The organism is Aeromonas aquatilis (genome assembly GCF_054052405.1).
Window position 1 is genome coordinate 20,436 of sequence record NZ_JBSTYP010000032.1, and the last position, 22,825, is coordinate 43,260.

21 protein-coding genes are annotated in these 22,825 nt (G+C 60.6%); 5 read left to right on the plus strand and 16 right to left on the minus strand.

Annotated features, from left to right (window positions below; genetic code table 11):
* From ACW5W8_RS13925 to cydH, 4 genes are all read right to left on the minus strand, one after another.
* Entirely contained in the window at positions 1-1,281 is a 1,281-nt protein-coding gene (locus ACW5W8_RS13925) for a sigma 54-interacting transcriptional regulator (RefSeq protein ID WP_005339807.1), read from the minus strand.
* Positions 1,278-1,805, minus strand: coding sequence for a hypothetical protein (locus ACW5W8_RS13930; RefSeq protein WP_498628354.1), 528 nt, complete (start codon positions 1,803-1,805; stop codon positions 1,278-1,280). Before ACW5W8_RS13930 ends, ACW5W8_RS13925 begins: the two co-directional genes overlap by 4 nt.
* Positions 1,802-3,202 (minus strand): sensor histidine kinase, encoded by a 1,401-nt coding sequence (locus tag ACW5W8_RS13935; protein WP_498628378.1) that lies wholly within the window; start codon positions 3,200-3,202, stop codon positions 1,802-1,804. Before ACW5W8_RS13935 ends, ACW5W8_RS13930 begins: the two co-directional genes overlap by 4 nt.
* Before the next feature lie 102 nt (positions 3,203-3,304).
* Positions 3,305-3,397: a cytochrome bd-I oxidase subunit CydH gene (gene cydH / locus ACW5W8_RS13940; protein WP_498628355.1), complete on the minus strand. Its 93-nt coding sequence runs from the start codon at positions 3,395-3,397 to the stop codon at positions 3,305-3,307.
* 124 nt (positions 3,398-3,521) lie between these two features.
* Here cydH and ACW5W8_RS13945 point away from each other — a divergent pair, with 124 nt between their 5' ends.
* Complete coding sequence (locus ACW5W8_RS13945) at positions 3,522-4,097, plus strand: 2-amino-4-hydroxy-6-hydroxymethyldihydropteridine diphosphokinase (protein ID WP_498628356.1); 576 nt, start codon at positions 3,522-3,524, stop codon at positions 4,095-4,097.
* Here ACW5W8_RS13945 and ACW5W8_RS13950 read toward each other — a convergent pair.
* Positions 4,023-4,727: an SDR family oxidoreductase gene (locus tag ACW5W8_RS13950; protein ID WP_498628357.1), complete on the minus strand. Its 705-nt coding sequence runs from the start codon at positions 4,725-4,727 to the stop codon at positions 4,023-4,025. The genes ACW5W8_RS13945 and ACW5W8_RS13950 overlap by 75 nt on opposite strands.
* A 160-nt stretch (positions 4,728-4,887) precedes the next feature.
* Here ACW5W8_RS13950 and ACW5W8_RS13955 point away from each other — a divergent pair, with 160 nt between their 5' ends.
* Positions 4,888-5,292: a CBS domain-containing protein gene (locus tag ACW5W8_RS13955; RefSeq protein WP_005341894.1), complete on the plus strand. Its 405-nt coding sequence runs from the start codon at positions 4,888-4,890 to the stop codon at positions 5,290-5,292.
* On the opposite strand, the gene ACW5W8_RS13960 is transcribed toward ACW5W8_RS13955, so the two are convergent.
* Positions 5,289-5,825 carry a DUF2301 domain-containing membrane protein gene (locus ACW5W8_RS13960; protein WP_498628358.1) on the minus strand — a complete coding sequence of 179 codons (537 nt, stop codon included), beginning with the start codon at positions 5,823-5,825 and terminating at the stop codon, positions 5,289-5,291. The two genes, ACW5W8_RS13955 and ACW5W8_RS13960, sit on opposite strands and share 4 nt — an antisense overlap.
* A gap of 87 nt (positions 5,826-5,912) precedes the next feature.
* Here ACW5W8_RS13960 and ACW5W8_RS13965 point away from each other — a divergent pair, with 87 nt between their 5' ends.
* Complete coding sequence (locus ACW5W8_RS13965; RefSeq protein WP_498628359.1) at positions 5,913-6,683, plus strand: substrate-binding periplasmic protein; 771 nt, start codon at positions 5,913-5,915, stop codon at positions 6,681-6,683.
* 7 nt (positions 6,684-6,690) lie between these two features.
* On the opposite strand, the gene asnC is transcribed toward ACW5W8_RS13965, so the two are convergent.
* Positions 6,691-7,152, minus strand: coding sequence for a transcriptional regulator AsnC (gene asnC, locus ACW5W8_RS13970; RefSeq protein ID WP_033135290.1), 462 nt, complete (start codon positions 7,150-7,152; stop codon positions 6,691-6,693).
* Between the two features lie 154 nt (positions 7,153-7,306).
* On the opposite strand from asnC, the gene asnA reads away from it, so the two are divergent.
* Entirely contained in the window at positions 7,307-8,299 is a 993-nt protein-coding gene (asnA, locus tag ACW5W8_RS13975; protein WP_498628360.1) for an aspartate--ammonia ligase, read from the plus strand.
* Between the two features lie 287 nt (positions 8,300-8,586).
* Here the strand turns inward: asnA and clpB are convergent, their stop codons facing one another.
* From clpB to rluD, 3 genes are all read right to left on the minus strand, one after another.
* A complete protein-coding gene (gene clpB, locus ACW5W8_RS13980; protein WP_498628361.1) occupies positions 8,587-11,175 on the minus strand; it encodes an ATP-dependent chaperone ClpB in 2,589 nt (862 codons plus the stop codon).
* Positions 11,176-11,379: 204 nt separating this feature from the next.
* Positions 11,380-12,117 carry a peptidoglycan editing factor PgeF gene (gene pgeF, locus ACW5W8_RS13985; protein WP_498628362.1) on the minus strand — a complete coding sequence of 246 codons (738 nt, stop codon included), beginning with the start codon at positions 12,115-12,117 and terminating at the stop codon, positions 11,380-11,382.
* A gap of 110 nt (positions 12,118-12,227) precedes the next feature.
* Positions 12,228-13,208 (minus strand): 23S rRNA pseudouridine(1911/1915/1917) synthase RluD, encoded by a 981-nt coding sequence (gene rluD, locus ACW5W8_RS13990; protein ID WP_429021048.1) that lies wholly within the window; start codon positions 13,206-13,208, stop codon positions 12,228-12,230.
* Between the two features lie 117 nt (positions 13,209-13,325).
* Here rluD and ACW5W8_RS13995 point away from each other — a divergent pair, with 117 nt between their 5' ends.
* On the plus strand, positions 13,326-14,081 hold the full coding sequence (locus ACW5W8_RS13995) for an outer membrane protein assembly factor BamD (protein ID WP_498628363.1): 756 nt from the start codon (positions 13,326-13,328) through the stop codon (positions 14,079-14,081).
* Between the two features lie 134 nt (positions 14,082-14,215).
* Here ACW5W8_RS13995 and ACW5W8_RS14000 read toward each other — a convergent pair whose 3' ends face one another.
* The 6 genes from ACW5W8_RS14000 to pntA form a co-directional block, all read right to left on the minus strand.
* Positions 14,216-15,544: a CoA-disulfide reductase gene (locus ACW5W8_RS14000; protein WP_498628364.1), complete on the minus strand. Its 1,329-nt coding sequence runs from the start codon at positions 15,542-15,544 to the stop codon at positions 14,216-14,218.
* Positions 15,545-15,642: 98 nt separating this feature from the next.
* Positions 15,643-17,043, minus strand: a complete 1,401-nt coding sequence (locus ACW5W8_RS14005; protein ID WP_498628365.1) for an L-cystine transporter — start codon at positions 17,041-17,043, stop codon at positions 15,643-15,645.
* A gap of 133 nt (positions 17,044-17,176) precedes the next feature.
* Positions 17,177-18,463, minus strand: a complete 1,287-nt coding sequence (locus ACW5W8_RS14010) for an L-cysteine desulfidase family protein (RefSeq protein WP_498628366.1) — start codon at positions 18,461-18,463, stop codon at positions 17,177-17,179.
* 281 nt (positions 18,464-18,744) lie between these two features.
* A complete protein-coding gene (locus tag ACW5W8_RS14015) occupies positions 18,745-19,521 on the minus strand; it encodes a substrate-binding periplasmic protein (protein ID WP_431360964.1) in 777 nt (258 codons plus the stop codon).
* A gap of 98 nt (positions 19,522-19,619) precedes the next feature.
* Positions 19,620-21,104, minus strand: a complete 1,485-nt coding sequence (gene pntB, locus ACW5W8_RS14020; RefSeq protein ID WP_075111904.1) for a Re/Si-specific NAD(P)(+) transhydrogenase subunit beta — start codon at positions 21,102-21,104, stop codon at positions 19,620-19,622.
* An 11-nt stretch (positions 21,105-21,115) separates the two neighbouring features.
* Entirely contained in the window at positions 21,116-22,642 is a 1,527-nt protein-coding gene (gene pntA / locus ACW5W8_RS14025; RefSeq protein WP_498628367.1) for a Re/Si-specific NAD(P)(+) transhydrogenase subunit alpha, read from the minus strand.
* Between the last annotated feature and the right edge of the window lie 183 nt (positions 22,643-22,825).

Sequence of the window (22,825 nt, forward strand, 5' to 3'; positions counted from 1 at the left end):
TTATCCCTTCGATTTGAAGTTTGCCGCCTCGATACCGTGCCGATTCAATAGCTTGTAAAAATCGGTACGGTTTCTGCCCGCCATGTTGGCCGCCAGGGTCACGTTGCCCTCGGTGGTGCGCAGCAAACGGATCAGATACTCCTTCTCGAATTCGGCCCGCGCCTCGTTGAACGAGGGGATGCCGCCACCACCGCCGCTCAGGGCGGACTCCACCATGGATACCCCGATCACCGGACTGCAACAGAGGCTGGCGAGCTGCTCCACCACGTTGCAGAGCTGGCGCACGTTGCCGGGCCAGGCGGCGGCCGCCAGCATCGCCAGCGACTCCGGCGAGAAGCCCATGGCGGCGCAGTCGCTGTGGCGGCTGCGGTAGTCATCGAGCGCCTGACGGGCCAGCAGGGGGATATCCTCGCTACGAGCACTGAGAGACGGCAGGGTGATATTGGCGACGTTGAGGCGGTAGAAGAGATCTTCCCGAAAGCGCCCCTCCTCCATCGCCTTGACAAGATCCTGATGGCTGGAGCTGAGCACCCGCACCTCCGGCGTGCCCTGACCATACTCCTCCATCACCTGCAGCAGCTTGGCCTGCAGGGATTCGGAGAGGCTGCCAATCTCGTCGAGAAACAGGGTCGCCCCCTTGGCCTGCTCGAACAGACCGGACTGGCCATCTTCACCAAACAGCTGCAAGTCGAGTGACGCCCACGGAATGGCGGCACAGTTGATGGTATGGAGCGGCTTGTCGCGCCGCTGGCTGGCCTGATGCAGCGCCTGTGCCATCGCCCCCTTGCCGGAGCCTGACGGCCCCATGATCAGCACCGGCACCTCCATGGTGGCGATGCTGTGAGCCTGGATCAGCAACTGCTCCAGCTGGGGATTACGGGTCAGGATCAGCGACTGCCACTCCTGCTGCTGTTTCGGCCGGGTCAGGCTCAGCGCATGTTCGATGGTGGCGAACAGCTCATCCTTGTTGATGGGTTTGGTCAGGAAGCTGAATACGCCGGAGCGGGTCGCCTGAATGGCGTCCGGGATAGTGCCGTGGGCGGTCATGATGATCACCGGCAAACCCAGCCACTGGGCCTGGATCCGCTCGAACAGCGCCAGACCGTCCATGCCGGCCATCCGCAGATCGCTCAGCACCAGATCGGCCCGTTGCTGACGCAACCGGTCGAGGGCCCCTTCCGCACTGTCGGCGGTATCCACTTCATAACCCTGACTGCGCAGCCGCATGCTCATCAGTTTGAGCAGGCTGACATCGTCATCCACCAACAGGATCCGGCTCATGGTATGACCTCACGAGTCTCGTTCAGCTTGCGCTGGTTGAGCTGGTCGTCGATAGCGGTCAGCTGCTCGATCTGGCGGCGCAGCCGCTGGATCTCCCGACTCTGGTCATAGCGACGGCTGTCGCGGGCCAGCAGCTGCTCGCCGAGGGCGATCCAGCTGCGCAAAAAGGCCTGCGCATCGAGCCCCAGTTCGGGCAGCATCTGCTTCAGGCGCGCCAGACCGGCGGTGCGATTGGCCACCGATTCGGCGGGGTGGGAGTCCACCATGGCCAGACTGACCCGGCTCTCCAGATCGTCAGCCCCTTTCAGACGCTGACGCTCCTGCACCCGTTGTTGGGGGTGACTGGCCAGCAGCCAGTCGGAGTATTGCAGACGCACCTGCATCTCCTTGTTGGCAAACTCCATCCGCTTGGCAAAAGCGATATCGGAGGACTCCCGCTGTGCCTGTTGCGGCAGCAAGGAGCAACCCGCGAGCAGCCCTGCCATCAGAGCTGGAAATACGCGTTGTATCTTCATAGTCCTCATTTCAACGTCAACCTGAAACAGACATCCGCCTGTTCATCCTCTACCAGAACCAGTTCCCCCCCTAGGCTGTTGGCAGACTCGCGGGCGATGGAGAGGCCCATGCCCGAGCCTTTCAGGAGGCCTTGCCGCACAGTGCTGCCCTGCTCAAAGGGTTCAAAAATGCGTTGCTGATCGGCCACGGGGATCTTGGGCCCCTCGTTGGCCACTTCCAGCCAGCTTATCTGTTCATCCTGCCCTGCCCTGATCCAGATATTGCCTCCGCTGGCGCCGTAACTGACGGCGTTGGAGAAGAGGTTATCGAGGATCAGTCGTAGCCGGTAGGGCTCCGCCCACAGGGTCACTGGCACGGTCGGCAAGTGTACACGGATCTGCTTGGACTCCAATGCCAGCCGGTACTCGGCAGACAGTTCTGACAACATCGGCAGCAGGGGAACGGGCTCCAGTTCGAAGGCCTCCTGCTGGCTGAGCCGGTTGAAGTCGAGCAGCCGCTCGATCAGGGTCTGCAAACGCCGACTGTTCTCGTCGAGCATCTGGCAGATCTCCAGCTGATCCGCCGTCAACGGCCCGACCAACTGCTCGCAGAGCAGATCCGTCCCTTCCCGCAGCACCGCCAGCGGGGTCTTGAGCTCGTGGGAAACATGGCGCAGGAACTGGTATTTCTGCAGCTCCAGCTCCTTGAGTTTGTCGTGCAGCCAGAGGATCCGCTCCCCCAGCAATACCAGCTCGGCAGGGCCATCAACCGGCTTGGGATCGGGTTCGACCCCGGCTCCCAGGCTCAAGATGCGCGACTCAATCTGTCGTACCGGATGAATAATGAGGTAGGTGAAGATAAAGACCAGCAGCAGGCTGATCGCCGCTACCGCTCCACTCACCCACCAGAGCTCGCTGGTCAGTCCGGCGATGGTGAGCTGCACCCGATCCATGTGTTCGTCAACCCGGCTGCGGGTGACTATTTCGAGCTGCTTGTTGGCATCGTTGAACTGCTCAAGCTTGTCCCCCGCTACCGCCGCACGGGCCAGCGCGGCATCCTGCAGGCTGTCGAGCCAGGCCAGCCCCTGATCGAGCCCGCTGTAGAGCTGGCCGTCGGTGATGGAGTTGCGGTGTTCCGCCAGCAACACCCGATACCCGTCGAGTTGCTGCTGGTAGCTGGTGAGACTGCGGCGATCCCCCAGCACCGCGAAGCGGCGCAAGGTGCGTTCGATATCGATGGCTTGCGCCGTCAGCAGCGTGGCGCGGCGGGTATCCTTGACCGCCCGCTTCATCTCGTCGCTGGTGAGCTGACTGAGGTGGGCAAGGGAGGTACTGTTGTGCCAGATCATCCCGCCAAGGGGCATCAATAACAGCGTAAACCCCATCAATACCACCTGTAGCAGGGAGCGCGGGCGAACCTTGGTCATCATCTCTTCTCTTGCATTCAAACCGGTGGGCCAGCATAGCGGTAGCCCCAAAAAAACAAAACCGGCCCACAGGCCGGTTAGGATTATCAGACTAACGCCAAATCACGCCAACGCGACAGATGCTAGGCAGATAGTGAGGATCAGCCCCAGCGCACCCGAGGCGGTCAACAGCGCCCATTTCAGCTCCACACTCATGCAAACCTCCTTTCTGCCAATCAGTGCCGGATCACAATAGATAATGGAATGTTAAGTCATAGTTAATCCGATAACCGTGAGCTGCGTATACATTTCAGATGAAGCCAACCCCTGGAAGGTGAACATGTTCTATCTGTGTAGCATTGGTTCCAATATTGACCCGCATATCCATGTCAGCCGCGCGCTGGCCGAGCTGCTTGCGAACGTCGGTCCCCTGCGGCTGAGTTCGGTGATCCGCACCAAGCCGGTGGGAATGCACTCTAGCCACGACTTTCTCAACTGCCTGTTGGTGGTGGAGAGCTCGCTCGATGCCACCCGCCTCAAGCAGCACTTTGTCGCCCTGGAAGTGGCTCACGGCCGGGATCGCAGCGATCCGCTCTGCAAGGTGCACGATCGGCCGCTCGACATCGATATTCTGGCCAGCAACACGCACGGTGACTTTGCCTCGGCAGAGGTCGATTCCTATCTGGCGGAGCTGCTGGCCGAGCTCTACGGCCATGGCAAGGCGCATGACCCCAAGGTGGCGCTTCAAGTCGCGCTCCCGGGCCCGTCGGGCCAGCTCACGCCCGGCAAGGGCGGGCTGACCCGGCAGGTCGGGCTGGAGCCGCTGGTGCTTGGCAAATCGTCAGAGAGTGGCCAGCGCGCGCCCGCCATCTACCTTGATGCTGGCCCCCGTCATATAACTGTTTCCCACCAGTAGCTGCACCGCCTGCCAGATGGGCTCAAGCCCCCCCTCCCGCGCCAGCGGCGTTTTCGCCAACACCTGCTGGCGCCATGCCTCGTCATGCTCGTCGAGAAACAGAATGGGCCCCGGCTCTATGGTGTTGACCCGCACCGCAGGCGCCAGCTCGCGGGCAAAGCTCATGGCCAGTGAATGGGCACCTGCCTTGGTCGCTACATAGCTGGCAAAACGCGGGGCCGGAGCGTGGATGTAGATATCGGTGATGTGGATGATGCTGGCGTTGGCATTGCTCGCTAATTGCGGCGCCAGCGCCCGGTTGAGCTGGAAAGGGGCCGCCATGTGCACCCGGTAGAACTGCTCAAACTGGGCCAGCTGCGCCGCCGGATCGGCCGCCTGCGGCTCGAAGGCCGAGGCGTTGTGGATCACCAGCGCCAGATCCTGATGAGCCGCCAGCACATCGATCAGCTTGCCAACGTCCTCTTCCCGGCCAAAATCCGCCTGCACCAGCTCGACCCCCAGCGCCGCCAAGGTGGCCAGCTCCGACCGCTCGCTGCGATAGCAGCCCGTCACCTGCCAGCCCGCCGCCACTAGCTGCTCACAGAGATAAAACCCCAGTCGACGGCCACAGCCCGTTACCAATGCACGCATACGATCTCCTTTCCCTTTCATGGTCTTGCATGAACGAAGCCCGCCTGCCAGCGGATCACCGCCAATGGCTTGTGCCTATCAATCCCTACGGCACAAGCCATTGGTCGCGGGCCCCCGGCCGCGCCATAGTGGCGGCATCCCCTCTTGCGGAGTCACCACCATGCTGAAAGTGCACCACCACATGGGTCGCCTGACCCACTCCCTCACCGCCGGACTCGGCTTGGCCGAAGCGCTGGATCGCCTGCATCAATCGGGCCTTGGCGGCTTGCCAGTGCTGGATGAGCAGAAACGGCTGATCGGCTTTCTCTCCGAACAGGACTGTATCCCCAGCCTGCTCACCGGCAGCTATCACTGCGACACCCGTACCCGGGTGGAGGATCTGATGAACCGCACGCCCCTCTCGGTCGGGCCGGATGACAGCATTCTGGAGCTGGCTCGCCAGATGGCCGATGCCAAGCCCAAGATCTACCCGGTGCTGCAACAGGGCAAGGTGATCGGCATCATCAGCCGCCGTCAGGTGATGCAGGCCCTCAACCAGCAGATGAAGGTGTGCCAGCAGACCTAGATCTGATAACGCCCCTTGTCACCGATATCGAAGTGCAGGGGCATTCGCCACTTGGCCAGCGCCAGCAAGGTCAACAGGGCCCCGCAGACCAGCGCCACCAGTGCGGCGGCCCACTCCACCCGCAACCACTCCAGCAGCCATAACGCCGGCAACAAAATGGGCACCAGCTTGATGCCGGGAATGGCGAAACAAAACTGCTCCTTGAACGCCAGCCCGGAGAGCGTCGCCAACGCCGCCCCCAGCACCAGCGCATCCGGCGCCCCCACCGCAGCCAGGGCCAGCGCGCCCCAACCAACCCCCTGCAGAATCAAGCGAATCCGCTTGTCGTAGATATGCAGCGAGAAGCCGCAGATTGCGCTTGCCACTGCCAGCGACATCAACCATTGTGCCGACGGGAGCAGTGCCACCCTGCTCAGCAGCGCCGCACCGCGGCAAAGCAGCAACAAGGCTGCCGCACTCAAGCCAAGGCGGTAGAGCGAGACGGTCAACTTGTCGATCCCGTCCAGCGGGCTCTCGATTTCAGGATTTGCCATAAACAGTCGCTTCTAACGAATCAGGTGCCATCCAATATACTGGAATCAGGTCTTGGAATATCTTCAAACGGGCTCAGGATACGTAGTTTGCGTGTGATCCCCCTGTTTTGGTTGCTGCTTCCACTCGGATTGTCCGCCAAAGAGCTGGTGATCTGCGGCACCATGGAGTCCCCGCTCAAGTATCTCGATGCCGATCAGAAACCCCGCGGACTCGATATCGATATCGATATCGTCACCGCCATCTTCGACAAGCTGGAGACGCCTTTCAGGATCGAGCTGGCTGATTCGGGAGCGCGTCTCACCCGCAATACCGAAACCGGCGCCTGCGATCTGGTGATGACCCACTCCTACAAGGCGGAACGGGAAAGCTATCTTATCTATCCCCAGCAGGCCCATATCCGCCACAGCTGGCACTTCTTCGTGCGCAAGGCCGACCTGCTGAAGATCCGCTACGAGACGCTGGCGGACCTCAAACCCTGGCGCATCGGGGTGACCAAGGATTTCTCCTACACCCCTGAACTGGCCGCGGCGATGGCCGACCCGGCCTATCAGTTTCAGGAGATCACCATGAACCAGCTGCAACTGCGCAAACTGCTGGCCGGGCGCATCGATACCGTGCCGATGCCGCTGGTCACCGCCTTCACCCAGATCAAGGAGGAGGGGCTGACCGGCAAGGTCGATTACCTGCCAAAGCCGCTCAAGAGCAGCCCCTATTTCAATACCTGGACCCGCGCCAGGGCCGACGAGAATACGCCCGCCCAGATGGCGGCCTACGATGCCGAGCTGCTGCGCATGAAGCGCAACGGCAGCCTCAAGGCCCTCTACGACAAGTACGCCATCCCCTATATCGAACCCTGATCAGGGGTCAGGGTTTCACATCCCGCAGGATCGGGTTCTGCAGTGAAATCAGCGTTTCAGTGGACTGGATCTCATCGATGGTCTGGATCTTGTTGATCAGCACAATCTGCAGTTCGTCGATGGAGCGGGTCATCACCTTCATGAAGATGCTGTAGTGGCCGGTGGTGTAGTAAGCCTCCACCACCTCGTCCAGCGCTTGCAGCTTGGCCAGTGCCGAGGGGTAATCCTTGGCACTCTTCAGATTGATCCCGATAAAGCAGCAGACGTCATAGCCCAGCTTCTTCGCGTTCACTTGCACCCGCGTCCCCTCGATGATCCCCGCCTGCTTCATCTTCTCCACCCGCACATGGATGGTGCCCGGGCTGACAGCCAGTTGTTTAGCCAACTCGGCATAAGGGATCCGCGCATTCTCCATCAGGGCGGTGAGGATGGCCTGATCGAGATTATCGATCCGGTAATTTTCCGGCATTTTTTTGCCCTCCCGTTAGCGATACATCATTAAAAACACCCTAATTTTGAAGAAAAAAACACACGAAGCCTATTTCTATTATCGAATATTGAATTTAGTTGGCAATCCGTTGAAGAATCACCACATCCAACGGGGTTTGAAACAGGAATTCAGCATGAAACAGCACTACATTCGCAGCCAACAGCAGATCAGCTTCGTCAAAGAGATGTTCTCCCGCCAACTCGCCCAGCAACTGGGTCTGATGGAGGTGCAAGCCCCCATTCTGAGCCGGGTCGGTGATGGCACTCAGGACAACCTCTCTGGCCACGAGAATGCAGTGCAGGTCAAAGTAAAAACCCTGCCGGATCACAGCTACGAAGTGGTCCATTCACTGGCCAAATGGAAGCGCCAGACCCTGGGGCGCTTCGGCTTCGGTCCGGGCGAAGGGATCTACACCCACATGAAGGCACTGCGTCCGGATGAAGACAAGCTTACCCCCATCCACTCCGTCTACGTGGATCAGTGGGACTGGGAGAAGGTGATGCCGAGCGAGCGCCGCGATCTGGCCTATCTGCAGGAAACCGTGCGCGGCATCTGGGCCGCCATCAAGGCCACCGAGCGCGCGGTCTGTGCCGAGCATGAACTGACCCCCTTCCTGCCAGCGGAGATCCAGTTCCTGCACAGCGAAGAGCTGCTGACCCGCTACCCGAACCTCGACGCCAAGGGGCGCGAGCGTGCCATCGCCAAAGAGCTGGGGGCCGTGTTCCTGATCGGCATCGGCGGAGCCCTCTCCCACGGTGAGCGTCACGATGTGCGTGCCCCGGACTATGACGACTGGAGCAGCCACAGCGAGCTGGGACTGGCAGGCCTGAACGGCGACATTCTGGTGTGGAACCCGGTGCTGCAAGACAGCTTCGAGATCTCCTCCATGGGGATCCGGGTCGATGCCGAGGCGCTGCGCCGCCAGCTGGCCATCACAGGCGACGAGGATCGCCTGCAGTACGACTGGCATCAGGATCTGCTGGCCGCACGGATGCCGCAGACCATCGGCGGCGGCATCGGCCAATCCCGTCTGGCCATGCTGCTGCTGCAAAAAGAGCATATCGGTCAGGTACAGGTCGGCGTCTGGCCAGCCGAGATGAAAGCCGCCGTGCAAGGCATGCTGTAACGATTGAAGGCCATGCCGGCGACATCGCAGCCGGCATGGCAACAGGCAAGTGGCCGTCGGGGTTGAGCGAGCGCATCCCCGGCAGGCTGTAAGACGCAAGGCCGTTAGCGGTTTTGTTTCGAAATCGGGGGCTTGCCCCTGCGACCCGCTCAACCCACGTCAGGTCGCTTCACTACATTCCTCCCGGCAATCTTCGGATTGCCGTTTTTTTTACGCCCGAATCCCCGCCACCAGATATGACAACGCCAGCCCGAGGGCTGGCGTTGCAAACATCGATGCGAGACTGGTTACTGGGTCATGGTCAGGCCGTTGCTGTCGGCCCCCAGCAGCAGTTTTTTGCCCGGCACGATGCGACCGGAGAGCAGCGCCTGAGCCAGCGGGTTCTCCACCTTCTGCTGGATCGCCCGCTTGAGGGGTCGTGCCCCGTACACGGGGTCGAACCCGGCGTGAACCAGCTTGTTGAGCAACGCTTCGTTCACCTCCACCTCGTAGCCCTGAGCCTCCAGTCGGCCCATCAGGCTCTTGAGCTGGATGCGGGCGATGGACTTGATGTGCTCCTCGCCGAGGGGGTGGAACACCACTGTCTCGTCGATCCGGTTGATAAATTCCGGCCGGAAACTGCGGGTCAGCACCTCCATCAGCATGGCCTTCATCTCGTCGTAATCCTTCTCGGAACCCTCTTTTGCAAAAGAATGCTCCTGAATCAGATCCGAACCGAGGTTGGAGGTCATGATGACCACTGTGTTGCGAAAATCAACGGTACGACCCTGACCATCGGTCAGGCGGCCATCATCCAGCACCTGCAGCAGAATGTTGAAGACATCGGGATGCGCCTTCTCCACCTCGTCCAGCAGGATCACCGAGTAGGGACGACGGCGTACCGCCTCGGTCAGATAACCGCCCTCTTCATAACCCACGTATCCGGGAGGCGCTCCCACCAGACGGGCCACGCTGTGTTTCTCCATGAACTCGGACATATCGATCCGCACCATGGCATCCTGGGTATCGAACAGGAACTCGGCCAGCGCCTTGCACAGCTCGGTCTTGCCCACCCCGGTGGGCCCCAGGAACAGGAAGGAGCCGATGGGGCGATTCGGGTCGGACAGCCCGGCGCGAGAGCGACGAATGGCGTTGGAGACCGCATCAACCGCCTCTTCCTGACCGATCACCCGGCTGTGCAGCTGATCTTCCATCCGCAGCAGCTTGTCGCGCTCCCCTTCCAGCATGCGGGCCACCGGAATACCGGTCCAGCGGGCCAAGACGTCTGCAATCTCCACATCGGTGACCCGGTTGCGCAGCAGGCTGGTCTCCTGCATCTCGGCCTGAGTGGCGAGATCCAGCTGTTTCTCCAGCTCGGGAATGCGGCCGTACTGCAGCTCGGACATCCGGCCCAGGTCACCTGCGCGGCGCGCTACATCAAGATCCTGACGAGCCTGCTCCAGCGCAGCCTTGATATGCTGGGTGCCGGCGAGTGCGGCCTTCTCAGCCTTCCACACCTCGTCCAGCTCGTTGTATTCCCGATCTTTTTCGCCAATCTCCTGATTGATCAGCTCCAGACGCTTGCGGCTGGCGTCATCGTCCTCCTTCATCAGCGCCTGCTGCTCCAGCTTGAGCTGGATGATGCGCCGCTCGAGACGATCGAGCGCCTCGGGCTTGGAGTCGATCTGCAGCCGGATGCTGGCCGCCGCCTCGTCGATAAGGTCGATGGCCTTGTCCGGCAGCTGGCGATCCGCGATATAGCGGTGCGACAGCTGGGCCGCTGCCACGATGGCCGGGTCGGTGATCTGCACATGGTGGTGCAGCTCGTAACGCTCTTTCAGGCCGCGCAGGATGGCGATGGTGTCCTCCACGCTCGGCTCTTCCACCAGCACCTTCTGGAAGCGACGCTCCAGCGCGGCATCCTTCTCGATGTACTGGCGGTACTCATCCAGGGTGGTGGCGCCGACGCAGTGCAGGTCGCCACGGGCCAGCGCAGGTTTCAGCATGTTGCCCGCGTCCATGGCCCCCTCACCCTTGCCGGCGCCGACCATGGTGTGCAGCTCGTCGATAAAGAGGATGACGTTGCCCTCCTCCTTGGCCAGATCGTTCAGCACGGCTTTGAGCCGCTCTTCAAACTCGCCGCGATATTTGGCTCCGGCCACCAGCGCCCCCATATCGAGGGAGAGCACCCGCTTGTTCTTGAGCCCTTCCGGCACCTCGCCGTTGATGATGCGCTGGGCTAGCCCCTCGACGATGGCGGTCTTGCCGACACCGGGGGCACCGATCAGCACGGGGTTGTTCTTGGTGCGGCGTTGCAACACCTGAATGGTACGGCGGATCTCGTCATCACGGCCGATCACCGGGTCGAGCTTGCCAAGTTCGGCCCGCTCGGTCAGATCGATGGTGTACTTCTCCAGCGCCTGGCGGTTCTCCTCGGCGTTGGCATCCTCCACCTTCTTGCCGCCCCGCACCTTGTCGATGGCCGCTTCGAGTTTTTCCTTGGTCAGCCCCTGGGCACGCAGCAGCTCGCCCAGCGTGCCCTTCTCGTCGAGGGCCGCCAGCACGAACAGTTCGGAGGAGATGAACTGATCCTTGCGCTGCTGGGCCAGCTTGTCGCAGACGTTAAGCAGGCGGCCGAGGCCGTTGGAAAGTTGTACGTCCCCTTCCACACCGCTGACGCGCGGCAGGCGATCCAGCTCCTCGCCGAGGCGGGAGCGCAGGGCATTGATATCCATCCCGGTCAGGGTGAGCAGCGGACGGATAGAGCCGCCATCCTGATTGACCAGTGCGGTCATCAGGTGAACGGGTTCGATAAATTGGTGGTCACGACCCAGTGCTAAAGACTGGGCATCGGAAATAGCAATCTGGAATTTGCTGGTAAGGCGATCGAGGCGCATTGCACTCCCCCTTCAAACAGGCAGACGCCGCTTGCGCGGCAAACAACATAACTTTCTGAGATGAAAGATGAGGCCCGTACGGACTATTTCAAGGGGTGGGGCTGGTTATTTTTTCTGCAAAGTGGGGAGAGGGCAGGATCCCCGCCTCTCTCATACGGATCTGTTATTGAGAGAGAGACGGGGTATTACTTGGCGGGTGATTGCTTAGCGGGCCAACCAGATGAGGGAGGCCATCCGGCCGGTCTGGCCGTCGCGACGATAGGAGTAAAACTGCTCGCTATCGCTGAAGGTGCAGTATTCGCCGCCATAGACGGCGATGACGCCGGCGCGGGCAAGGCGCAGCCGGGCCAGCCGGTAGATATCCGCCAACCATTTGCCGTCGTTGGACGAAGGGACGAACGCCGCTTCTGCTTCAGCCTGCTCAGCCATAAAGGCCTCGCGCACCTCTCCCCCCACTTCAAATGCAGTGGGGCCAATGGCCGGGCCCATCCAGGCCAGGATCTCGCTCGGCTCGCAGCCCATGGCGGCGATGCTCGCCTCCAGCACGCCCCCCTGCAGTCCACGCCAGCCGGCATGGGCGGCGGCCACCACAGTACCCGCCCGATCGCAAAACAGCACCGGCAGACAGTCGGCGGTCATCACAATGCAGGCCTGATCCCTCTCATGGGCGCAGGCGGCATCGGCATCCGGCGCCTGCTCATAATGGCGGCTGACCGGATGAACGACGGTGCCGTGTACCTGATTGAGCCAGTTGAGGGTGCCGGGGATTTCAGCGGCCTGCTGCAAGCGGGCACGATTTACCTCGACGCGAGCCGGTTCATCCCCCACGTGAGCCCCCAGATTGAGGCCGGCAAAGACCCCTTCACTGACGCCGCCATCCCGGGTGGTCGACAAGGCTCTGACGTTGTCAGGTGCAGGCCAATCGGGTTCGATCCATTTCATCTGTGACTCCTTCAATTCACCGCTATAAAAAACGGGGCTCCTGCAAGGGAACCCCGTTTGGCATCTCTTCGGGCCGGCTGACGGCAGAAACCGACGCAGGCCCTATCGCATCAGTTCCAGACTAAATCATCCGGATTGGCCAAGGTGTCAGCGCGCAGCACTTCCATCAGATCCACCATGTCCTGCGGCGTCTCGGAGTGCCACTGCATCACTTCACCCGTGATGGGGTGTGCCAGTTGCAGCATGGTCGCATGCAGCGCCTGACGGTTGAAGCTGCGCAGCATCTGGGTCAGCTCGGGGGTCGCGTTGCGCAACAGGCGCAGACGACCACCGTAAGCGGGATCACCCACCAGCGGGTGCTTGATGTGGGCCATGTGGACACGGATCTGGTGGGTACGACCGGTCTCCAGACGCAGACGCAGACGGGTGTGGCCACGGAACTTCTCGTGCACCCGGTAGTGGGTCACGGAAGGACGACCATTGGGCACCACGGCCATATGGGTACGCTGGGTCGGGTGACGGCCGATGGGCGCATCAACCGTACCACCTGCGGTCATGTGACCGATGGCGATCGCTTCGTACTCACGGGTGATCTGGCGCGCCTGCAGCGCTTCCACCAGATGGGTCTGGGCGGGTACGGTCTTGGCAACCACCATCAGACCTGTGGTGTCTTTATCCAGACGGTGCACGATACCGGCACGGGGCACCTCGGCAATGCCGGGGTAGCGGTGCAGCAGGGCGTTGAGGATGGTGCCATCGGGCGTGCCGGCGCCCGGGTGGACGACCAGACCGGCCGGCTTGTCGATCACCAGAATGTGTTCGTCTTCATAAACGATGTTGAGCTCGATCTCCTGGGCATCCCAGCGGGTATCGGCTTCCAGCTCGACATTCACATGCACCTGCTGCCCGGCCAGAATCTTCTCGCGCGGGGTGTTGGCAACCTGACCGTCCAGGGTCACTCTGTCCTGTAAAATCCACTCCTTGATGCGGGTGCGGGAGTAGTCTGGAAACAATTCGGCCAGGGCCTGGTCGAGTCGCTGCCCGAATTGGTGATCCTGGAATTCGCCTGTCAGTTCAATATGCTGGCTCATGTATGGTCTCTTGAGCGGGGGGTATCAATTCGAAATAATCCGGGTATTCTAGCTTTTCTTTTAGCCAAGCATAACGGATACTTTGCCAATTTCGTGGAAATGGACCGGATGTTGTTGATGGGAAAGAAGTCTCACCTGCTGATGTCGCTCGCCTTGGTCGCTACCTTGATCACAGGCTGTTCCAGCACCAAACCCAAGGTACCCGACGAACCGCCGGAGACCCTGTACCAGAAAGCACGCCTCAAACTGGACGTTGGCAATTACGTGCAAGCCACTGAATTGCTGGAGGCTTTGGACTCTCGCTACCCGTTCGGCGCCTACTCCAATCAGGTGCAGCTTGACCTCATCTATGCCTACTACAAGCAGGATGACACCGCTCAGGCGATCGCCAATATCGACCGTTTTATCCGCCTCAATCCGGCGCATAAAAATATTGATTACGTCTTCTATATGCGCGGCCTGACCAACATGGCGGCGGATTACAACTTCTTCCAGAGCCTGTTCGGTATCGATCGGGACGACAAAGACCCGGCTTATGCCCGTCAGGCCTTCCAGGACTTCAAGACCCTGCTGCAGAACTACCCCAACAGCGTCTATGCCGCCGATGCCCGCGCCCGCATGATTGGCCTGAAAAATCGTCTGGCCAAATATGACCTGAGCGTGGCCGAGTATTATGTGAAGCGTGATGCACTGGTCGCAGCCGCCAACCGGGCCAAGCTGCTGGTCGAAACCTACCCCGACACAGCCGAAACCGAGAAGGCACTGGAGATCATGGTCGAGTCTTACGACGCCCTGAAGATGCCGCAGCTGGCCAAGCATGCCCGCGAAGTGCTGGCCAAGAACTACCCGGAGAACCGCCTCGGCCGTAGCTGAGTGATACGGATAAACCGGTAACAAAAAACCGATGCCTTGGCATCGGTTTTTTTATCGCTGCAGTTTACCCTCAGCTGTTACCCGCTGAGCTGGTTCAGCATGACGGTGCCCTCCCTGCACCGTCACCGCAGCTCTTACTTCGCGACGTTACCCGCCACGTTCAGGGCATCCCAGGTGCGGGAGAAGGGCGGCGCGTAGGCAAAGTCCAGCATGCCGAGCTGCTCGGTGGTTACCCCCATGGTGATGGCCACTGCCAGCGCGTCGATGCGGTGTACCGCCCCCTTGCGACCGAGGATCTGGCCCCCCAGCAGCCGCTTGCTACCCGCCTCGTAGACCAGCTTGACGTGGATGTCGGACTGGCCAGGGCAGTAGTTGGTGTGGCACTTGTCCTTGATCACCACGGTGCGATAGTCGATGCCCATCGCCTTGGCTTCCTGTTCGGAGAGGCCGGTACGGCCCGCCTCCAACCCCAGTACCTTGAGCGCAGCAGAACCCAGAGTGCCCGGGAACTCTTGCTCGGCACCGGCCAGGTTCTCACCCACCATGCGGCCCAGCTTATTGGCGATGGTGGCGAGCGGTACATAGACCTGCTGCTGCTTGACGCTGTGCCAGACACTGGCACAGTCACCGGCCGACCAGACGTTGGCCAGCGAGCTGCGTCCCTGACGGTCCACCTTGATGGCGCCGTTGCCGAGTCGTTCGATGCCGGTATTAGCCAGAAACTCGGTGTTGGGCTTGACCCCGGTGCAGACCACCACGATATCGGCCTCGTACTCGCCCTGGCTGGTGCGCACGCCGGTCACCCGACCATCCCCCAGCAGTGCTTCAACTCGCTCACCCAGATGGAGAGAGACCCCCTGCTCGCGCAGTTCGGTTTCGATGTGCTGGGTGATCTCGCCATCAAACGCATCGGGGATGACCCGCTCCGCCAGCTCGATAAGACGCACCTCTTTACCCTGATGGACCAGCGCCTCGACCACTTCCAGCCCGATAAAGCCGGAACCGATCACCACGGCGCGGCGATTGTTCTTGTCCTGTACCGCCGCCTTCAGCGCCAGTCCGTCGGCCATCCGGCGCAGACCGAATACCCCTTGCTGCTGCAAGCCGGGGATGGGGGGCATCACTTCACGGGCACCGGTGGCGATCATCAGCCGATCGTAGTGATCGGTGAAGGTGTCGCCGTTATGCTCCACCTGCAGAGTCTGGGCAGTTGCGTCAACACTCAATACCCGATGGCCAATCTTGACCTCGATCCCCTTGGCGGCGAACTGCTCCGGGGTGAACTCGGCCATGTAGCCGGGATCCTGAAACTCGTCACCGACGAAGTAAGGCAGGCCGCAAGCACCGAAAGAGATCACTTCGGAGGCCTCATACACCACGATTTCGGCATCTTTGGCCAGACGGCGTGCCTTGGCCGCAGCACTCATACCGGCTGCTTCGCCACCTATGATCAGAATTCTCATTGTTTTTCCTCTCAATGGCGCAGGGAGGGCATGCCCTCCCTGCGGTCTATGACGGGAAAGGGTCGCCCCTTTCCACGCGCAGATCAACCGACAGCAAATCAGACGGTGGACTCTTCGCCGTCCAGACTCACTTCGTGATCGCTGTTGAACACATGCATGTCGGTCTCGCCCATCAGGCGGCTGGTGACCGTCCCTGCGGTGATGGAGCCGGAAACGTTGAGCGCGGTACGGCCCATGTCGATCAGCGGCTCGATGGAGATGAGCAGACCGGCCAGCGCCACCGGGAAGTCCAGCGCGGAGAGCACGATCAGCGCGGCAAAGGTAGCGCCACCGCCAATCCCGGCCACCCCGAAGGAGCTGACGGTGATGATGGCGATCAGGGTCATGATGAAGCCGGGATCCATCGGGTTAACCCCGACGGTCGGGGCAATCATCACGGCCAGCATGGCCGGATAGATACCGGCGCAGCCGTTCTGGCCGATGGTGGAACCGAAGGAGGCGGCGAAATTGGCGATCCCCTCAGGAATACCCAGCGACTTGGTCTGGGTCTGCACGTTCATCGGGATGGAGCCCGCACTGGTGCGCGAGGTGAAGGCAAACGCCAGCACCGGAGTGATCTTCTTGAGGAAGCGCAGCGGGTTGATGCCGACCATGCTCACCAGCAGCAGGTGCACGACAAACATGATGGCGATGGCGCCGTAAGAGGCCATCACAAAGCTGAGCAGGTTAAGAATATCCGCATAGTTGGAGCCGGAGACCACCTTGGTCATCAGCGCCAGTACGCCAAACGGGGTCAGGCGCAGCACCAGAGTCACCATTCGCATTACGATGGCATGAGCCACGGCCACGAAGTGGCTGAAGCTGGCGAAGATCTCCGGCTTCTTGCGGGCGATACCGGTAGCGGAGAGGCCAATGAAGATGGAGAAGATCACCACGGCGATGGTAGAGGTCTTGCGCGCCCCGGTCATGTCGAGGAAGGGGTTGGCCGGAATGAACTCCAGCATCATCTTGGCGAAAGACATGCTCTCGACGCTGCCGAGGGTGGTCTGCAGCGCGGCGCCACGGGCGCTCTCGGCGGCCCCGGAGGTGAGCCCTTCTGCGGTCAGGCCAAACAGGTTGGACATCAGGATGCCCGCCCCGGCGGCGATGGCGGTGGTGAAGATCAGCACGCCTATGGTCATGGCGCTGATCTTGCCCAGCGCAGTACCGCCATTGAGCTTGAGGATGGCCCCGATGATGGAGACCATGATCAGCGGGATGATGATCATCTGCAGCAGCTTCACATAGCCGCTACCCACGATATCCAGATAGTCGATGGTCTGAACAATGACGGACGAACCTGCACCGTAAAGCAGTTGCAAAGCGGCGCCGAACAGAATACCGAGCCCCAGACCGGCAAAGACCCGGCGGGTGAAGCTCACATGTTTTTGCTGCAACCGATAGAGGAAGAACAGCAAGAAGGCCGCAATGGCCAGATTGCCGATAACGCTAAATGTCATGGTATGACTCCCCAAAAAGCGGGCTTGCGCCCGAGAAACAAGAGCAAGCGCCATGCTTGCCCTGGCAACCGTGTCAGACGGTCTGCGCCGTCGTGACAAGAACAAGGGGGTCTATCGCCCCCTTGTCACAGATTCACTGCTTCTGCTGTTTCGCTCGCATGATGTTGATGATTTCGATGTCGGTATCGAGCATCCCCTCTTTGGAGAGGCGACCCAGATTGGCAATGGTCTGGTCCACATCATCGGAGACGATCCCCTCACTCTGGGGCACATGCAGGTTGTTGATGGCCATCAGCGAAGACTTCACCGCCGCCGAGGTGGAGGTGGAAACCTTCATGGAGCAGGCGCTACCCGCGCCGTCGCAGATGATGCCGGAGACATCGCCAATCATGTTGTTGATGCAGTGGCTGATCTGCTGATACTGGCCGCCCAGCAGCCAGGTGATGGCGGCACCGGCCCCCATGGCGGCGGTACTGGCGGCGCACAGCGCCGACAGCTTGTTCTGATAAGTCTTGATGTAGATGGCCACCAGATGGCTCATCACCAGTGCCCGGGTCAGCTGCTCGTCGCTCGCCTTGAGGAAGCGGGCAGCCGCGACCACCGGCATGGTGGCGGCAATGCCCTGATTGCCGGAACCCGAGTTGGACATGGCGGGCAGCATGGCGCCATCCATCCGTGCATCGGAGGCAGCAGAGGAGAGTCGCATCGCCAGCGTCATCAGGTCATCGGAGAGCAGCTTGCGCTCCACCTGCTCGGTGAGGATCTTGCCGATCTTCAGGCCGTAACCCTGCAACCCTTCATCAGCCAGCGCCTGATTCATGGTGGCGGCCTCGCGGATAAAGTCGATCTCCGCCAGCGGCACTTCCAATGCAAAATCGACGATCTCCCGCAGGGTCATGGTCGGTTTGGCGGATTTGGCTGGCTGGATCTGCACGCCGGGGGCACTGGCCAGCTCCATCAGCACCTCGCCATCCTTCTCCATCAGGATGATGCGGGTGTGGTCGGTACAGATCACCACCCGGGCGCTGTGCCCTTCAATTTCAGCCAGCACCTCGGCGTAGAGCACATCCGGTACATCCTTCACATCCACCTTGATGACCGGCAGCAACGTCTTGGCCGCTTCCACCTGTTCTGGTGTAAGGGTCTTGAGCACCTCCAGTCCGGCATCGGGATTGCCCCCTGTGATGCCGACCGCAGCGGCCACCGGCAGACCGATCATGCCGGTGCCCGGCACCCCGACCCCCATGCCGTTCTTGAACAGATTGCCACTGACCCAGACGCTGATGCGGGTCGGGGTCTCCCCCAGCAGCTTGCGGCAGTTGGCCGCCGCCAGCGCCACCGACATCGGCTCGGTACAGCCCAGGGCTGGCACCACTTCACGCTTGAGCAGGGTAATAAAGTCGGTCCATTGTGCTTTCATCTGTGCATTCTCATCTTGGTGGCGCAATGCCTGTCATCGCCACAGGCAACAACATGGCAAAAAAGGGTGACCCGGGGTCAACGTCAATCTGGGGGAGCATCGCAGAGGCGCTGCGAGAGAGGTGGCCGTCCGATGACGACCCCATGCCAAGCAACTTAATTTGATATTAATATCAATTAAATCAAATTAAGTTGCGCAATATCGCTTTTTTCAGCGCAATTATGCCCGTCTTTTAACAAAGTGCGACAAATTGTGAAGCAGCCCACAGACATCTGGCTCATCTAGAGATGGTAACGAGCCAATAGGTGCTGATAGGCAGCGGTTTTCTTGAATGCTTTGAGAGCAGAGGAGAAACGGATAGCCAGTTGGTCGTGGCCGGGCTTGCGGGTAAATGCAAGGAAATTGCGATTGTCATCGGTCAGCAGAGGTGTACCGTGACGCACCAGACCCTGCAATCCCTGGCTGTGCAGCAAATAGTGACCAACCCGTTCGTTGAGCACGACACCATCCAGTCGACCGGCCATCATCAGATGCAGTTGCTTGAGCATCTTGCCTTCGCCCGTCATGGCGACTCTGATCACTCCTTCCTCAGCCAGAAAATCAGGGCGGTAGGCATAGCCTGCCTGAATGCCGATCCGCAACCCCTTGAGGTCAGAGAATTGCTCGAATTTCACCGGGCGATCCGCCGGATAGAAGAGCACTTCGCCGCTGCGAGAGAGCGGCTCGTCGGGATAGTGGAGCCACTGCTGGCGAGAAGGTTCAAAGAAGACGCCAAGCACCGCATCCCCCTGCTTGAGGTGAGCCTCTTGCAGTACCCGCTTCCAGGGCAACGCCCTCACGTTGGTCTGATAACCCAACTGGGCAAGGACGATCTGGGTCAGCTCCAGGTCAGCCCCAACCAACTTGCCGTTATCGTCTCGCATCACATAAGGAGGCCAGATCTCGGTCAGAATAATCAGAGGGGGGAGCTCGCCCGCCACCGCCTCGCTGTCGACCAGAAGCGATACCAGCAGGCAACCACACCAACCCAGCTTGCGCCAACCCTGACACCACATCATGGAGATCCCTCATGACCCATATGGACTCAGGATATACAAGTATCCAACAATAACAAAGGAGGCCGAAGCCTCCTTGGTATTCACTCTCTGAGCGGCACTTACAGTGCTTTCAGAATTGCCTCGACGCTGGCCTTGGCATCGCCAAACAGCATCTGGGTATTTTCCTTGAAGAACAGCGGGTTCTGGACACCGGCGTAGCCAGTGTTCATGGAACGCTTGAAGCCGATGACGTTCTGCGCTTTCCACACTTCCAGCACCGGCATACCGGCGATCGGGCTGCCCGGATCTTCCATCGCGGCCGGGTTGACGGTGTCGTTGGCACCGATCACCAGCACGGTATCGGTGTCGGCGAAGTCGTCGTTGATTTCGTCCATTTCCAGCACGATGTCATACGGGACTTTTGCTTCCGCCAGCAGCACGTTCATGTGGCCTGGCAGACGACCGGCAACCGGGTGGATACCGAAGCGTACCTTGACGCCGCGATCACGCAGCTTCTGGGTGATTTCAGCCACCGGATACTGGGCCTGTGCCACCGCCATGCCGTAGCCCGGGGTGATGATGACGGAGCTGGAGTTCTTCAGCAGGTCAGCCACTTCCTCGGCGCTGGTTTCGCGGTATTCGCCCATCTCCTGATCAGCCGTGGAGGCCACGCCATCGGAGCCGAAGCCACCGGCGATCACCGAGATGAAGGAGCGGTTCATCGCCTTACACATGATGTAAGAGAGGATCGCACCGGAGGAGCCCACCAGCGCACCCACCACGATCAGCAGGTCGTTGGAGAGCATGAAGCCCGCCGCCGCTGCCGCCCAACCGGAGTAGGAGTTCAGCATGGAGACCACCACCGGCATGTCGGCGCCACCGATGGAGGCAACCAGATGCCAGCCGAAGGCGAAGGCGATCAGGGTCATCACCAGCAGAGCGAAGGTAGAACCGCCCGCGTTGACGAAGTAGACCATCAGCGCCAGCGAGGCGACCACGGCCAACAGGTTCAGCTTGTGGCGGTGCGGCAACATCAGCGGCTTGGAGGAGATGAGACCGCGCAATTTGCCAAAGGCCACCACGGAACCGGTGAAGGTCACCGCACCGATGAAGACGCCCAGGAAGATTTCGACCAGGTGGATGTTCAGCATGGCGCCGGAGAGGTGCTCGACCTGGGCGACGCTGGCCGCCTGTTCGAACGCCGCACGGGCAGCAGCCAAAGTAGCATCCAGGTTGGAACCGACGGAGACCACCACCTCAGCAGGCGCAGAGGGGTGCAGATCGATGAAGCTGTTGAAGCCCACCAGCACTGCCGCCATACCGACGAAGCTGTGCAGCACGGCCACCAGCTCGGGCATCTCGGTCATCTCGACCTTGAGTGCCAGACGCACGCCGATGGCACCGCCGATCACCATGGCCAGGATGATCCAGTGCACGCCACTGGTCTCCGGGTTGAATACGGTGGCGAGCAGGGCGATAGCCATACCCGCGATACCGAACAGGTTGCCATGCTTGGCCGTTTCTTGCTTCGACAGTCCCGCGAGACTGAGGATGAAGAGCACGGCGGCAACGATATAGGATGCTGTTACCAGTCCTTGAGACACGTTAAACCCCCTTAATCCTTACGGAACATCTTCAGCATGCGCTGAGTGACGGTGAAGCCGCCGAAGATGTTGATACTGGCAATCAGCACGGCGATGAACGCCAGCGCGGTGACCAGGGTCGACCCTTGCCCGATCTGCAGCAGAGCACCGACCACGATAATGCCGGAGATGGCATTGGTGACCGACATCAGCGGCGTATGCAGGGCGTGCGATACGTTCCACACCACGTAGTAACCAACCACACAGGCCAGGATGAATACGGTGAAGTGGGAGAGGAAGGCTGCCGGGGCAACAGACGCAATCCAGCCGAAGGCGGCGATGCCGAGGGCACCGAACACGAACTTCTTGTTGGAGGGCTTGGCCTCTTCCTTCTTGGCGGCCGGTTTGGCGGCAGCGGGTTTCTGCGGGGCGGCAGAGACAGAGATGGCGGGCGGCGGGAAGGTCACTTCACCGGCCTGGATCACCGTCATGTTGCGCTGAACCACGTCTTCGAAGTTGATGGCTACGTTGCCGTCCTTCTCCTTGCACATCAGCTTCATCAGGTTGACCAGGTTGGTACCGTAGAGCTGGGAGGATTGGGCAGGCAGACGACCCGGCAGATCGGTGTAACCGATCACCTTGACGCCGTTGGCGGTGACATGCAGTTCACCCGGCACTGTGTATTCGCAGTTACCGCCAGCCTGAGCGGCCATGTCCACGATGACGGAGCCCGGCTTCATGCTGTCGACCATCTCTTTGGTGATCAGCTTGGGAGCCGGCTTGCCCGGGATCAGGGCGGTGGTGATGATGATGTCCACCTCTTTGGCCTGCTGGGCAAACAGCTCCATCTCGGCCTTGATGAACTCTTCGCTCATCACTTTGGCATAACCATCGCTGGATGCGCCGTCTTCGCCGCCGAAGTCCAGTTTGAGGAATTCCCCACCCATGGATTCGATCTGCTCGGCCACTTCCAGACGGGTATCGAACGCACGCACGATGGCGCCGAGGGAACCGGCCGTACCGATGGCGGCCAGACCGGCCACACCGGCACCGATCACCAGCACCTTGGCAGGCGGCACTTTACCGGCTGCGGTGATTTGACCGGTGAAGAAGCGACCGAACTGGTGCGCAGCTTCAACCACGGCGCGATAGCCACCGATGTTGGCCATGGAGGAGAGGGCATCGAGGGACTGGGCACGGGAGATCCGCGGCACCATGTCCATCGCCATCACATTAATGTTGCGCATCGACAGCTTCTTGACCAGCTCAGGGTTCTGGGCGGGCCAAATGAAGCTCACCAGAGTGGCACCATCTTTAATTTGTGCGATCTCGGCATCGGTCGGCGCATTGACCTTGAAGATAAGGTCGGCTTGCCAGACATTCGGCACCACGCTGGCACCGGCAGCCTCGAAGGCGGCATCATCGAAGCTGGCCGACAGGCCTGCGCCGGTCTCGATGGCGACCTCGAAGCCGAGCTTTTTCAGCTGCTCGACGGTAGCCGGGGTCGCTGCGACCCGGGTCTCACCGACGAGACTCTCTCTCGGTATTCCAATCTGCATGACTATTCCCTGATGGTTAATAAACAATCGCTGCCCAGTGTCTCATTTCTGGCGAAACAAGACATGACCAAAGTGCAGGTCTTGGGCTCTTTGTTATGAAAATCAGTAGGCTTTACCTCAACCTCCTGTCATGGTCAGGCCCCCGCTTTTCAGGCGCGAAGGTGATTAGTATCAAATTTTGGA

Bases quoted from the DNA above. Each gene is read 5' to 3' on its own strand.
- ACW5W8_RS13925 (WP_005339807.1), bottom strand. From the start codon at position 1,281: ATGAGCCGGATCCTGTTGGTGGATGACGATGTCAGCCTGCTCAAACTG.
- ACW5W8_RS13930 (WP_498628354.1), bottom strand. From the start codon at position 1,805: ATGAGGACTATGAAGATACAACGCGTATTTCCAGCTCTGATGGCAGGG.
- ACW5W8_RS13935 (WP_498628378.1), bottom strand. From the start codon at position 3,202: ATGACCAAGGTTCGCCCGCGCTCCCTGCTACAGGTGGTATTGATGGGG.
- cydH (WP_498628355.1), bottom strand. From the start codon at position 3,397: ATGAGTGTGGAGCTGAAATGGGCGCTGTTGACCGCCTCGGGTGCGCTG.
- ACW5W8_RS13945 (WP_498628356.1), top strand. From the start codon at position 3,522: ATGTTCTATCTGTGTAGCATTGGTTCCAATATTGACCCGCATATCCAT.
- ACW5W8_RS13950 (WP_498628357.1), bottom strand. From the start codon at position 4,727: ATGCGTGCATTGGTAACGGGCTGTGGCCGTCGACTGGGGTTTTATCTC.
- ACW5W8_RS13955 (WP_005341894.1), top strand. From the start codon at position 4,888: ATGCTGAAAGTGCACCACCACATGGGTCGCCTGACCCACTCCCTCACC.
- ACW5W8_RS13960 (WP_498628358.1), bottom strand. From the start codon at position 5,825: ATGGCAAATCCTGAAATCGAGAGCCCGCTGGACGGGATCGACAAGTTG.
- asnC (WP_033135290.1), bottom strand. From the start codon at position 7,152: ATGCCGGAAAATTACCGGATCGATAATCTCGATCAGGCCATCCTCACC.
- asnA (WP_498628360.1), top strand. From the start codon at position 7,307: ATGAAACAGCACTACATTCGCAGCCAACAGCAGATCAGCTTCGTCAAA.
- clpB (WP_498628361.1), bottom strand. From the start codon at position 11,175: ATGCGCCTCGATCGCCTTACCAGCAAATTCCAGATTGCTATTTCCGAT.
- pgeF (WP_498628362.1), bottom strand. From the start codon at position 12,117: ATGAAATGGATCGAACCCGATTGGCCTGCACCTGACAACGTCAGAGCC.
- rluD (WP_429021048.1), bottom strand. From the start codon at position 13,208: ATGAGCCAGCATATTGAACTGACAGGCGAATTCCAGGATCACCAATTC.
- ACW5W8_RS13995 (WP_498628363.1), top strand. From the start codon at position 13,326: ATGGGAAAGAAGTCTCACCTGCTGATGTCGCTCGCCTTGGTCGCTACC.
- ACW5W8_RS14000 (WP_498628364.1), bottom strand. From the start codon at position 15,544: ATGAGAATTCTGATCATAGGTGGCGAAGCAGCCGGTATGAGTGCTGCG.
- ACW5W8_RS14005 (WP_498628365.1), bottom strand. From the start codon at position 17,043: ATGACATTTAGCGTTATCGGCAATCTGGCCATTGCGGCCTTCTTGCTG.
- ACW5W8_RS14010 (WP_498628366.1), bottom strand. From the start codon at position 18,463: ATGAAAGCACAATGGACCGACTTTATTACCCTGCTCAAGCGTGAAGTG.
- ACW5W8_RS14015 (WP_431360964.1), bottom strand. From the start codon at position 19,521: ATGATGTGGTGTCAGGGTTGGCGCAAGCTGGGTTGGTGTGGTTGCCTG.
- pntA (WP_498628367.1), bottom strand. From the start codon at position 22,642: ATGCAGATTGGAATACCGAGAGAGAGTCTCGTCGGTGAGACCCGGGTC.